This is a genomic window from Pseudomonas sp. H1_A03 (assembly GCF_054685145.1).
Genome location: NZ_CP162829.1, coordinates 1,522,687 through 1,534,753, shown reverse-complemented (window position 1 = coordinate 1,534,753; position 12,067 = coordinate 1,522,687). Strand labels below are relative to the sequence as shown.

Annotated in this window: 13 protein-coding genes and 2 pseudogenes; 6 read left to right on the top strand and 9 right to left on the bottom strand. The window is 58.6% G+C overall.

Annotation, left to right across the window (positions count from 1 at the left end):
• Positions 1-256 precede the first annotated feature (256 nt).
• The 6 genes and pseudogenes from AB4O35_RS07150 to AB4O35_RS07125 form a co-directional block, all read right to left on the bottom strand.
• Entirely contained in the window at positions 257-1,627 is a 1,371-nt protein-coding gene (locus AB4O35_RS07150) for a TcdA/TcdB catalytic glycosyltransferase domain-containing protein (RefSeq protein ID WP_065875901.1), read from the bottom strand.
• A gap of 300 nt (positions 1,628-1,927) precedes the next feature.
• The gene (locus AB4O35_RS07145; protein ID WP_049710620.1) at positions 1,928-2,710 is read right to left on the bottom strand and encodes a MetQ/NlpA family ABC transporter substrate-binding protein; all 783 of its coding nucleotides are present in this window, start codon (positions 2,708-2,710) and stop codon (positions 1,928-1,930) included.
• Positions 2,711-2,836: 126 nt separating this feature from the next.
• Positions 2,837-3,763: a sigma 54-interacting transcriptional regulator gene (locus AB4O35_RS07140; protein WP_065890217.1), complete on the bottom strand. Its 927-nt coding sequence runs from the start codon at positions 3,761-3,763 to the stop codon at positions 2,837-2,839.
• Between the two features lie 49 nt (positions 3,764-3,812).
• Positions 3,813-4,394: an alpha/beta hydrolase gene (locus AB4O35_RS07135; protein ID WP_065910763.1), complete on the bottom strand. Its 582-nt coding sequence runs from the start codon at positions 4,392-4,394 to the stop codon at positions 3,813-3,815.
• Positions 4,395-4,631: 237 nt separating this feature from the next.
• Positions 4,632-4,826: pseudogene (locus AB4O35_RS07130) on the bottom strand (ExbD/TolR family protein); the annotation flags it as partial.
• Positions 4,822-4,914 (bottom strand): annotated as a pseudogene (locus tag AB4O35_RS07125) (energy transducer TonB); the annotation flags it as partial. The pseudogenes AB4O35_RS07125 and AB4O35_RS07130, both read right to left, overlap by 5 nt.
• A 331-nt stretch (positions 4,915-5,245) precedes the next feature.
• On the opposite strand from AB4O35_RS07125, the gene AB4O35_RS07120 reads away from it, so the two are divergent.
• Positions 5,246-5,455, top strand: a complete 210-nt coding sequence (locus AB4O35_RS07120) for a hypothetical protein (protein ID WP_139113190.1) — start codon at positions 5,246-5,248, stop codon at positions 5,453-5,455.
• Positions 5,456-5,485: 30 nt separating this feature from the next.
• Positions 5,486-6,385 carry a hypothetical protein gene (locus AB4O35_RS07115; RefSeq protein ID WP_065879732.1) on the top strand — a complete coding sequence of 300 codons (900 nt, stop codon included), beginning with the start codon at positions 5,486-5,488 and terminating at the stop codon, positions 6,383-6,385.
• A gap of 33 nt (positions 6,386-6,418) precedes the next feature.
• On the opposite strand, the gene AB4O35_RS07110 is transcribed toward AB4O35_RS07115, so the two are convergent.
• A complete protein-coding gene (locus AB4O35_RS07110; RefSeq protein WP_065872803.1) occupies positions 6,419-7,270 on the bottom strand; it encodes a LysR family transcriptional regulator in 852 nt (283 codons plus the stop codon).
• A gap of 111 nt (positions 7,271-7,381) precedes the next feature.
• Between AB4O35_RS07110 and AB4O35_RS07105 the strand changes: the two genes are divergently transcribed.
• Positions 7,382-8,563, top strand: coding sequence for a CynX/NimT family MFS transporter (locus AB4O35_RS07105; RefSeq protein ID WP_065879730.1), 1,182 nt, complete (start codon positions 7,382-7,384; stop codon positions 8,561-8,563).
• 97 nt (positions 8,564-8,660) lie between these two features.
• Positions 8,661-8,792 (top strand): hypothetical protein, encoded by a 132-nt coding sequence (locus AB4O35_RS07100; RefSeq protein ID WP_256530440.1) that lies wholly within the window; start codon positions 8,661-8,663, stop codon positions 8,790-8,792.
• Here the strand turns inward: AB4O35_RS07100 and AB4O35_RS07095 are convergent, their stop codons facing one another.
• Positions 8,793-9,887: a fatty acid desaturase gene (locus AB4O35_RS07095; protein WP_065879725.1), complete on the bottom strand. Its 1,095-nt coding sequence runs from the start codon at positions 9,885-9,887 to the stop codon at positions 8,793-8,795. It abuts the gene before it with no gap.
• A 100-nt stretch (positions 9,888-9,987) separates the two neighbouring features.
• Between AB4O35_RS07095 and AB4O35_RS07090 the strand changes: the two genes are divergently transcribed.
• Positions 9,988-10,992, top strand: coding sequence for an AraC family transcriptional regulator (locus tag AB4O35_RS07090; protein WP_065879723.1), 1,005 nt, complete (start codon positions 9,988-9,990; stop codon positions 10,990-10,992).
• Between the two features lie 129 nt (positions 10,993-11,121).
• Here the strand turns inward: AB4O35_RS07090 and AB4O35_RS07085 are convergent, their stop codons facing one another.
• Entirely contained in the window at positions 11,122-11,487 is a 366-nt protein-coding gene (locus tag AB4O35_RS07085) for a response regulator (protein WP_049710631.1), read from the bottom strand.
• Between the two features lie 98 nt (positions 11,488-11,585).
• Between AB4O35_RS07085 and AB4O35_RS07080 the strand changes: the two genes are divergently transcribed.
• A complete protein-coding gene (locus AB4O35_RS07080; RefSeq protein ID WP_065879722.1) occupies positions 11,586-12,059 on the top strand; it encodes a GlcG/HbpS family heme-binding protein in 474 nt (157 codons plus the stop codon).
• Positions 12,060-12,067 lie beyond the last annotated feature (8 nt).

The window sequence follows — 12,067 nt, the reverse complement described above, 5'->3', positions numbered from 1 at the left end:
AGGCATAAAAAGCAAAATTTAAATACCAAAATAGCATATTGATATCACCCAAAAAGATAACCGGCGGATTCGCGGGTTTGCCGGGTGACGGCTATGGTTGTGGGGTCTGAGATTCGAGGGATTGAACAATGAACGAAGGGAAACCGATTGATCCGCAGGAGTTGGTGAAATGGTTGATGGCGTTGCGCAGGGCAATCAATAGCCAGGCACTGTGACAAAAAAACAGCCTCACCACGGTGAGGCTGTTTTCACGCTTTCAACCTTGCGCCGATGGCCGCCGATCAGCGCCCCCCGCCATGGCTTTGGTGGCACTTTTCTGCTGCTCTTCCGTTTCAAAATTGACGTAGTTGTCCGGGAACTTGAAGTGCGAATCCACCAGGCTCCAGTACTCTTTGTTCTCTGGCTTCGCCATGTCCCATATACGTTCGGCGGAGGATGCGGCGTCGTTACGTATTTGGTCCGGTTGCCCTTTGGCTTCTTGTATCACCCGGTCGACATGCCCGCGTAATGCGTTGGGCCCGGTGGTTTCGATCGTGCTTTTGTTCGGGCGGCTGAAATAACGGTCGCCGGCGTACTCATTACCTTTCATCGAGCGATATTTATCCCCTATGTCATCAATCATGGTCGTCAGCATCGCGCTCTGGGGATGGCTGGCGAACAACGCGTTGGCAAAATAAGGTGTGGCGTTGCCACTCGCTTCACTCTTGCCTGCCGCCATGCCGACCAGCATCAGGTCCGGATGGGCATTCAACGCGCCATCGAGCGGGCGTACGCTTTCCAGATCGATGTCTGTGTAGGTGCCGCCATGTCGATTGACGATTTCATACCGGGCGACGTCAGAGGCTGCGGCATAACCGCCATTGCGTCCGATGATTTCATGTTGATAAACGTCCTGGTTTTTCAAACGTATATCGGCCGGATTGCTCAAATCACGTATCTGTACGTTTTTCAGGTCTGCGAATCGCTCTTGCAAAGCAGTTAGCGCCGTCGTATCACGGGGCGGGTTGCTGACATAGCGGTCCCAGGACTTAGTGGTCTGGTCGAGAATGGTGGCTTCTGCTTGATTAAACTTATCATCGGTACGCGAAGCATGACGCGCAAATGCACTTAGCACTTGCGAAGCATTTTCCGCAGTCACTTTCCCACCCTCAGGCAGCAGAGAAGCCCTCAATGCTTTGTTACCTGGGGACGACAGTTCTTTATTAAGCTCTGAGATCACTTGTTTTTGCTCAATCTTATTACGCGGCTCGTTCCCCGGGCTGCTCATCACCGTTTTAAGTTGACTGAACAAACCACGAACAGGCCTTTCCGACTGATAGTTTGGATAGATACTTTCAGCTTTGGCCTGTGCAGTTTTATTAGTTGCATAAGTATCAAATTGAGTAGAGTCCACCCACAACATAATTTTATGGTTGGGGTTCATCTTGGCCCACTGGCGTAAGTAGGTGTCCTGGTTTGAGCCGGGCTTGGAGCCGACCCAGACCATGTGGATATTATTGGCCACCGGCTTGAACTGGTCTTTGGGGTATTGGGTTTCGAAGCTTGCAGCACTTTCCGGCGGGTGAGCTCCAATGGCAGGAGCTGCCATAAAGGTCGGCACATGATCGGGGAAAATGGATTTCAACATAATAACGGCTCCAAAAGCTTATATAACTCACTGGCGCCTCCATGCGATGACTCCTACAACCTGTGCAAGCTTGCTCTCACACATTCAATCGGGCAAAACTAAAACTGTAAGATAATTTATAAATACACTCAGAAATAATTATTCAAACTGATAAATGAACCAAACCATTTGCCAAGGCCAATAAAGCAGTTAACGCGCCTATATTTTCCAACCCTGTTTTTTTCAAAAAGACCGCATAAAAAAACGCCGACGCTGTAGTAGCCGTCGGCGTTGAAACCTTGAAGGGGGTTTTGGCTTACATCAGAACGCCGGCACTACCGCGCCGTTGTACTTCTTCTCGATGAAGGCTTTGACTTCCGGGCTGGTCAGGGCCTTGGACAGTTTCTGGATAGCGTCGCTGTCCTTGTTGTCCGGGCGTGCCACCAGGAAGTTCACGTAGGGCGACTTGGCGTCTTCAATGATCAGTGCGTCTTTCGCCGGGTTGAGGCCAGCTTCCAGGGCGTAGTTGGTGTTGATGACGTCGAGGTCAACCTGATCCAGTACGCGTGGCAGCAGGGCCGATTCCAGCTCCTTGAATTTCAGGTGCTTGGGGTTGTCCTTAATGTCTTTCGGCGTGGACAGGGCATTAGTCGGGTCTTTCAGCGTGATCAAACCGTTCTTTTGCAGCAGCAACAGGGCACGGCCGCTGTTGGAGCCTTCGTTCGGGATGGCAACGGTGGCGCCATCTTTGAGCTCAGAAATATTCTTGATTTTTTTCGAGTAACCGCCGATTGGCTCAACGTGTACGCCAATTACAGTGACCAGGTTGGTGCCCTTGCCCTTGTTGAAGTTTTCCAGGTACGGCAGGGTCTGGAAGTAGTTGGCATCCAGGCGTTTCTCGGCAACCTGCGTGTTGGGTTGCACGTAGTCGGTGAAGACTTTGATTTCCAGGTCCACGCCTTCTTTGGCCAGGGTCGGCTTGATCAGCTCGAGGATCTCAGCGTGCGGGATCGGAGTGGCAGCAACCACCAGTTTCTCGTTGGCCTGGGCCAAGCTCGCAGTCAGGGCAGCCGCCAGTGCGGTAAACAACAGAACCTTTTTCATGCAGTGTCCTTATCGAAATTCCGGGGCGTCTCTGACGACCGTTCTTGTGTGGTGTGCCAGCGAAGTGCTATCGCGGCATGGGAGGGACAATACCTAGATTTTTTATTCCCGAACAATATCTTTTATTCACGTTGATATTCCATTTTGCTCATACAGGAATTTACGCAGGGTTTCCTGCTCGGCAGGGCTGGCACTGTTGAAAATTCGCTGTACTTGCTCCAGCGGCGAGCCCGCCACTGGCAGGTTCAAATGCTCGGGCAAAATCTCGTCGCCGCTGCTGACCAGCAACGCAAAGTGAATAACGTTTTCCAGCTCACGGGTGTTTCCCGGCCAGCTGTGGTGTTCCAGCACACGCTGCGCGTCATCACTGATCAGCGGCACCGGCAGGTCCAGGCGCTGACTGTAGATCCCGAGGAAGTACTCGGCCAGGGACAGGATATCGCCGACGCGCTCGCGCAGCGCCGGCAAGTCCAACCGGCCTTCGCTCAAGTAATGGAACAAGCGCTCATGGAACTTGCCGGCAGCCACGGCCTGGGCCAGGTCGATGCTGGTGGCGGCGACCAGGCGCACATCCACCGGGCTAGGCTGATGGGCACCGACGCGGGTGACTTCGTGGTTTTCCAGAGCGGCCAGCAGTTTCACCTGGATCGGCAGCGGCAGGTCGCCGATTTCATCCAAATACAACGTGCCGCCATTCGCCGATCCGAACCAACCGGCCCGGCTGCTGGCCGCGCCACTGTGGGCGCCAGCGGCATAGCCGAACAATTCGGCATCGGCGTAAGTCGGGCTGATGGCGCCGCAGTTGACCGAGACAAACAACCCGGTGCGGTCGCTGCCACGGTGGATATGCCGCGCGAGCAGCTCTTTACCGCTACCGGTCTCGCCACGGATCAACACGGGCAAGGCGCGGGGTGCGAGGCTTTCCAGCTCTTCGCGCAGTTGCCGCGAACGGGGATCGACAAACACCAACGCCTTGGCGCGGATACTCAGTGGGCTTTTCTCGGCGTCGGGAAAGGTCAGCAAGGGCTGGCCGTAGGTTTCATGCAGACTCATGGCAGGCTCCCGCCCCCAATCCACTCAGGGACGGGGCGTTGAAAAATGTTCAGGCAGTACGCCGGGCGTGGTGCTCTAGGCGGCTTTGCAGGCGATAGAGGTAAGCGAAACCCTGCTCCCAGCGCTGGTGGCCGGATTTCACATTGATATGCCCGGCACCGGACAAGATGCCGGCTTCGGCACCCCAGTTACGCGCGAGCTCCAAGGCGCGTGGAGCACTGACGGCACTGTCGTTATCGGAACTGACCACCTGGCTGGGAAACGGCAGCAGGTCGGTGGGGATCGGCGCAAAGTTGCGCAAGGCAGGCGAGCAGGCAGGACGTTCGACATCGGCGGGGGCCACCAGCAAGGCGCCGCGCACTTGCCGCAGAAACTGCACGGGGGCCGTGGCCGCCCAATGCGCTACGGTGATGCAGCCCAGGCTATGCGCGATCAGGATCACCGGCGTGCTGTCGGCGGCGATGGCTTCGGCCAGCGCGGCCACCCAATCTTCGCGACGCGGGGTGAGCCAATCGGCCTGCTCCACCCGTGCACTGTTGGGCAGGTTGTTCTGCCAGTGACTTTGCCAATGATCTTCTGGCGATCCTTGCCAGCCCGGCACGATCAGATAACGAATCGATTCGCTGTGCATGGGTGTGCCCTCCTGCAGCGTTTAACGTTGCTGAACAGTATAGGGACGGGGATTATATTCGTTAAGGAATAAGAAGCTATTTATTAATAACCAAAAACTCAACCCCACAGAAGATCAAAATGTGGGAGCGGGCTTGCTCGCGAATGCGGTGGGTCAGTGTCGTGGCAGGAATCGCGCGCAAAAAAAAGGCCGCACCCTGCCAAGGAGACGGCCCAAAAACTGTCGAGATGTTTGAAATTAGCGCGCTGTAATCACCGACAGCGTGGTAATCCCCGCGCGCTCGATAGACGCCATGGCGCGTGCCACTTCGCCGTAATTCACGCCATCGTCAGCCTGCAATTGCACCCGCACATCGGGGTCCTTGGCCTTGGCCGCCTGCAAGTTGAATTCCAGCAGGTTCGGCTGGATTTCATCCTTGTTGATAAACAGTTTTCTGTGTTCGCAGTTGCCCCAACGGCGCGCGGTGCGGCCGGCCAAGGTCGACCAACTCACCAACCGGGGCCTGGCGCCATGGCGCCTTCCTACGGTTTGAAACAAAAAACCGACAGGCCTGCGTGGAAGGCCGTCCTAGGCTGAATCATCGGGCCTAGACGCTTATCTCTTAAAGTAACCTTTAAATTTATACCTAGATCAAAACCGAATAAACGAAACATCGAAAAACCTGAAAGCCACGGCCTGCGAGGGCTGGCTTTGACACGTGACTGTTCCAATGCTTTTCAGGCATACAAAATATTCATGAAAGGCATCATTTAGCAGGCGTTGCGAGCGCAGTTGATCCGTTGCGGGGCATGGAACTCGACGCGTGGCCCCTGTCACTGAACGACACCAAGCTAACCAAAAGGTGTATTGACATGTTCATCCATCAGATCTCCTCCTCTTCAATACCTCAATTCAACGGCACTGCCGCGGTCACCCAACTTGCTGCACCGTCGCAGACAAATGCGTTTGTTGACCCCGCCAGTCGGTCCGTGGAGGGAAGCCGTACACGCGAACTGGCATTGCAACAAACCGTGGCGGCCAGGGACCTGCTCTATCATCCCGGTCAAACGTTACGCACCTAGATAGGGTTAGCGGCGGGCCGAGCGCACGAAATGATCAGTTACTTGGGTATTCTGCAAGGCCCATTGGGGGGGCATCTTTTTGGAGCTGAAGGGCTCATGCCTGGCGAAAAGCCGCAGGCCTTGCTCAATACCCTGCAACGGTTGGTCAACGACATACCGGCGGGCAGTCACAGCGCGACGGCTAAAGATCGGTCGGTACTGATAGCACTCATGGGTGATATCGGAGCGATTCTGAGCGATACAACGACCGGCATCGAGCGTACGAAAGAGCAGAATCAGCAACTGCGCAAATGGATTCCTCGCCTACTGGGACTTGCGCATCCGGCGGCGGAATCCATGGCCGCCACTACCGAACTGGGGGGCTCGGGCACCATCGGCCCGACTAAAAAACAGGAACGAATCAAACCGCCAAATGAGCAACCTCCACGCACAGGCATTCACAACCTGGGGAGACAAGCGGATGACCTGCTGGGTATTGCGCAATCACAGCGGTTGCTTCCTAGCCGATGGGACGTGGCGCAGCTGAAAACCGAACGGGTGAACACCACCGACGAACCGTTGGTGGCACACATGTCTGGCACACAGGCGGAAACCCTGGCCGTCTGGGACATGCTTCGCGGTGAGCAAAAGCCCTTCACTCAAGTGATGGACACGTTCAGAGAACAATCAAGCAACACGAACGATCCCATGGCTTACTTACCACCCAGAGAACGGGACGCTCGCTACGCACGCGCGGCTGGCACCGCCGCGTTTTTGATCAGCAACGGGTACCACAGTGCCGTTGAAGTGCTGGGGGGAACGCTGGCCTATACGGGCCAGGATGGGCAATCCGCGGTGGGCTCACGACAAGACATCGCCACCTCTGCGGACAAGGTGCAGCAACGGCGCTTGTGTGCGAGCTGCTCAACTCACAGAGCAGCTCTCGATTAAGCGCGAGTGCCACAGTGAATAGAACCCACCGACCTATGCCATTTGCCCGGCGCACAACTTCAAGATTTGCTGCTGCAATGCATGCCCTGCTGCTCCCAGGCCTGTACGGGCGTAAAGCGCCAAACGTACGCCTTGTACCGCGGGCAAACCGCTGTCAGCACCTAACACCCTATGGCCGGGCTGCACCACGCGCAGGGGCAACAGGCTGATTCCCAACCCCGCCGCTACCGCTGAACACACACTGGCCAGGCTGGCGCTGGAGTAGCCGATACGCCAACGCCAGCCGCCCACTTCCAGGTGTTGCAGCATTTCATTGCGGTACAGGCCGCCCACTGGGAATGCCACCAACGGCAGGGGATCGCGGCCCAATGACGGCGTGTGACGGCTGTCTACCCAGCACAAAGGCTCTGGCCATGAGGCCAGGCAGTCGTCGCTGTCGCCCATCTGCTTGACCAGCAACACATCGAATTCACCGCCGCGGTACTGGCGCTGCAATTCGGGCCCGAGGCCACTGGTGACCTCCAGACGCACTCGGGGATAGGTCTGCACAAAGGCCGAGAGCAAAGGCATCAGGCGTTCGGCGGCAAAGTCTTCCGGCACGCCCAGGCGCAACACCGCGTCACTTTGCTGGTTGATCAGCACGTCAGCGGCCTCTTCATGCAGCGCGAGGATGCGCCGCGCATAAGCGAGCAGGCGTTCCCCCTCCGCCGTCGCCACAACACGGCGTTGGTCACGGTCCAGCAACTGGCACGCCACCCCTTCTTCTAGACGGCGGATCTGCTGGCTCACAGTCGATTGGGTCAGGTGCAGGCGCTCAGCGGCACGGGTGAAATTGCCGCAATCCACTACGGCGACAAAGCTGCGCAATAACACGGGGTCGAACATGGCAGTCACCATTCCATTTGCCACTGGTTGGCATGGTTATATTTAATTTCAGAATACCCGTGGCGCTGCCCATACTCACCCCTCATTTTTAACCCTTCGGAAGCCTGCTGCATGACGTTCAACCCTTCATCTGCCGGCAAATTCGCCGGCTGGGGCCTGTTGGTCGTCCTGGGTCTCAATCTGCGGCCCATCCTCAGCTCCATCAGTCCGCTGCTCGGTGAGATTCGCCTGGCCACCGGCTTGAGTTTCCAGAGCAGTGCCCTGCTCACCAGCCTGCCCGTGGTGTGCATGGGCCTGGTGGCGCTGGTGGGTGTACGCGTTGAAGCGCAGCTCGGTGAACGGCGTGGCATCGCCCTCGGCCTGGTGATGATCCTGCTGGCGTGCCTGGCCCGCTGGCTGATGGGCCAAGGTTCTACGCTGCTGGTGACCGCGTTGCTGGGCGGTGCCGGTGTCGCGCTGATCCAGGCGTTGGTGCCGGCGATGATCAAGCGCGAGTTTCATCACCGTGTGCCAGTGGCGATGGGCGTTTATTCCGCATCGTTGATGGCCGGCGGTGGGCTGGCGGCGCTGCTCAGCCCGGTGGCCGCCACGCATTTCCAGCAATGGCAGGCGGGGCTCGGTATATGGCTGTTGCCCGCATTCGCGGCCTTGTTGCTGTGGATCCGGCTGCCACTGGGAGCGGCAAAAAGCGCGAAAGTCATCCCCGCCTTCAAGGGCCTGCGCAATCGCCGCGCCTGGCTGCTGGCGTTGTATTTCGGCTTGGTGAACTGCGGCTACATGAGCCTGGTCGCGTGGCTGCCGGCCTATTATCAGCAACTGGGCTGGGGCGTGCTGCCGAGTGGTTCGCTGCTGGCGTTCATGACCATCTTCCAGGTAATCGCCGCGCTGTTGATGCCGGTGCTGGCACAACGCGGGATTGATCGTCGGCCGCTGCTGTGGATCAGCCTGCTGGCCCAGACCATTGGTTATCTCGGCCTGTTAATGGCGCCGTTGCAGTTTCCCCATCTGTGGGTGGCGCTGTGTGGTTTCGGCCTGGGCGCGTGTTTCGCCCTAAGTCTGCTACTGACGCTCGACCATCACCGCGACCCGCGCCAAGCCGGGCAACTGGCGGCGTTCGTGCAAGGCGTGGGCTTTTTGATCAATGCGATTTCGCCATGGTTGACCGGCTGGTTGCGCGAACTCACCGGCAGCTTTGCCAGCGCCTGGGTCGTGCTGACAGTGACGGCAGTGGCGATGCTGGTGGTGACCCGCGTGTTCAGCCCCGCCACCTATCGAACGGCACCCGCTCTATAGATATGCCTTTAAGATCCAGACAAAACAAAAACGCTTCATTGACGGAATAAGGCGTCCCCTTAAAATTCCGGTTCTCCTACAGGATGCCGGACCCACCATGGACCTTCGCCAACTGCCCGCGGGCGCCGAAGAAGCGTTCGTCGACGCTTTCGCCAGTGGCCAATTGCAGAGGCTGCACTGGCGCAACCTGCCCCGTGCCCTGGACAGCCTGAACAACCATAGCGGGTGATCAGCCGCGCTGGGGCTCGCTTGTCGCCTGCGGCGAAGGCGCTGATCGAAACCCTGCAGGCGGTGGAAATCCAAGCCGATTGGCCCGCGCAAACGTCCCGAAATCATTGAAGCGCACACCCATTTGCGCCATGACCTTGTGCGCCACCTTCGCGGTCATCTGACGGATGTAAAACGGCTCTTTCACCACAAAATGGTGGATGCCGTGGGTGCTGCCGAAGTTGAAGCAGAACGCCTGCAACGGCCACATCCACCAAGGGTTCAATACCTGGGTTTGCTGGATCACATTGCCCAGTTCCACATCACCGTAATAGTGCATGTTGGAGCTGACAAAGTGCAGGCAAAAGGTACGCAGTACGTTGGGGCCAATGATCACCACGGCGGCGATGTCGATCACCTGCATCGTCTGCAACGTGCCGGCAGACCACTCGATGGGCGCACCCAACAGGCTGGCAATGCCATTGGCGGCATGGAAACCCAGGAACACATACCACGCGCCCCAATGCAGCAGCGCCAGCGGTGCGTATACCAGCAGCGAGCGCTTGAGGATCGACAGTTTGTGCTTCCAGGTCTTGGCCCGCAGCATGCGAATAAACGCCGACATGACGTTATCGCCGACCATCAGCAACCGCGCAAAACCCCAAGGCTCGCCGTTGGTGATGGCGCGTTCTTCCATATCGGTCTCAGTGCCGGAGACCTTGTGATGGTTGAGGTGCAAGTGGCGGCGTATCCACGGGTTGATCGTGCTCGGGCGCGCCAGCCACACCAGGCCCATCATCAGGTTGTGGGGCAGGCGCTGCTTGCGAAAATACATGCTGTGGATCAGGTCGTGTTCCAGCTCATGGGTCAATGAAGCGAGGAAGGCGTTGAGCAGCAGGCACACCCACCAGGCCATATACCCGGTGATGTAGAGCGCTGCCGAACCAATCATGCCGACCAGCGCAAACGCCAGAATGCCCGCGCCCAATGCGTCTTGATGCAGCAACCAGGGGTGCTGCCGGCGCAAGCGCACGCCTTCGGCCAGCACCACGTCACGGATATGCGCCGAGCGCTGTTGTGCGTTCATCTGCTGGGGGCTTGCAGAAGTACCGTCCATGATCACATCCTCTGGTTATCGATGCGTTCATCCTGCCCCACGCGATCTGGCAGGACGCTAGCCCTGGACGCCAACCTGTTGACCGCAAGCGCCAATCGTCATGACCGAACCCACTTCCCTCGCCAGCTGGACCCGCGCCCTGCGCAAGCAGCTCGACGCCTTGGGCCTGGACAGCGCCGCGCTGTGCACGCAGGCCGGGCTCGACCCGCAGCAGATGGACGATCCCAATGCGCGTTATCCGCTGTCGGCCACGACGCGGTTATGGGAATTGGCAGTGCACGCCAGCGGTGATCCGGCGATTGGCTTGCGGGTGTCGCGGTTTGTCAGCCCCACCACCTTTCATGCGCTGGGGTATGCGCTGGTGGCCAGCGGCAGCCTGCGGGAGGTGTTCGAGCGCATCGTGCGTTATCACCAGGTGGTCAGTGATGCGCTGACGCTGGAGCTCAGCGGGGACGGCGAGCGCTACCGCTTTCGCCTGCTGCAACCCCCGGGCAGCCCGGCGCCGGCATTCGAAGCCATCGATGCGTTTGCGGCGATTTATGTGCGCACCTGCCGCAATCGCCTGGGCCGTGAGTACGCACCGCTGGCGGTGCACCTGCGACGGCCAGAGCCTGCCGATCCCAATCCGTGGCACACCGTGTTTCGTGCGCCCGTGTTCTTCGGTGCCGAAGAAGACTGCCTGGAGTTTGCCGCCCACGATTTCGACAGCCACTTGGACGACGCCAACCCCGAACTGGCCGAGCACAACGAAACCGTGCTCAAGCGCACCCTCGCCCAACTGCAGCCACTGACCTGGGAGCGTAAGGTGCGTGCGGCTATTGAAGCGCAATTGCCGGACGGCGAGCCAAGTGCTGAGCGCATTGCCCAGGCCCTGCACCTGAGCTTGCGCAGTTTGCAGCGGCACCTGGCGGACGAAGGGTGTCGGTTTGATGCGTTGCTCAATGAATGCCGGGAGAATTTGGCGTTGCTGCATCTACGGGATCCGCAGTGCCCATTGGCAGAGATCAGCCACTTGTTGGGGTTTGCGGATACCAGCAGCTTTAACCGGGCGTTCAAGCGCTGGACGGGGATGACGCCGGGGCAGTTTCGGGATGGGTTGCGGTAGGGAAATGTAGGGTGGTCATGAGGGCCCCATCGCGGGCAAGCCCGGCTCCCACAGGGGGAATGCATTCCAAATGTGGGAGCTGGCTTGCCTGCGATGGCGGTGGCCCAGGCACTGAAGATGCCGGATCAGTCAGCGCCCACGATCCCGCCGCAACAGCTTCTTCACCCGCGCCACCAACGCCTTGGCCTCAAACGGCTTGAGCAAGTAATCATCCTCATGCAGTTCCAACCCACGCAGGCGGTCTTCGATCCCTTCCGGGGTCGTCAAGAACAACACCGGCGTCTCACCCTTCTTGCGTATCGCCTGCTGCAACTTCCAGGCATTCAAACCCGGCAACATCACATCCAGGATCACCAAGTCATATTCAGTGCTTTCCACAAACCGCTGAGCCGCCATGCCATTGGCTGCGACTTCCACTGCGAAGCCGGCCTCACTCAAGCCCTGGGCCATGAGTTGCGCTAATTTCGGCTGGTCTTCCACTAACAACACCTGCATGCCTACCTCTTGGTTCATTACAAACCTGTAATCGAATTGTTCGGCTTTTGACCGAGATCGCTGGCTAAGGTAGCGGCCTGCTTTTTGGAGCCGTTCCCATGTACCGCAATGCCTTGTTCTTGAGCTTCGCCATCAGCGCCAGCGTCCTGGCGGCACCCACGCTGCCGCGCCACGCCGACCTCGATTTGCACACCGCACGCCAACTGGCAGACGCCGGCCTGGCGCAATGCACGGCGGCACTTACCGTACTCGACCGGGGCGGCAATCTATTGCTGAGCCTGCGGGCCGACGGCGTAGGCCCGCACAACAGCATCGCCAGCCAACGCAAAGCGTACACGGCGTTGTCGACAAAAACCCCTACCCGGCTGTTTGCCGAACGCGCGCGCAACAACCCGGAGGCCGCCAACCTTAACAGCTTGCCCGAGTTGCTGTTGCTCGGCGGCGGCGTGCCGCTGTTCGCCGGCACTGAACTGGTGGGCGCGCTGGGCATTGCCGGTGCCGGCGGTGCCGAGCAGGACGAAGCGTGCGCGGTAAAGGCGGCCAATCAACTTGGCCTGACAATCACCCCTTGAGGAAACCT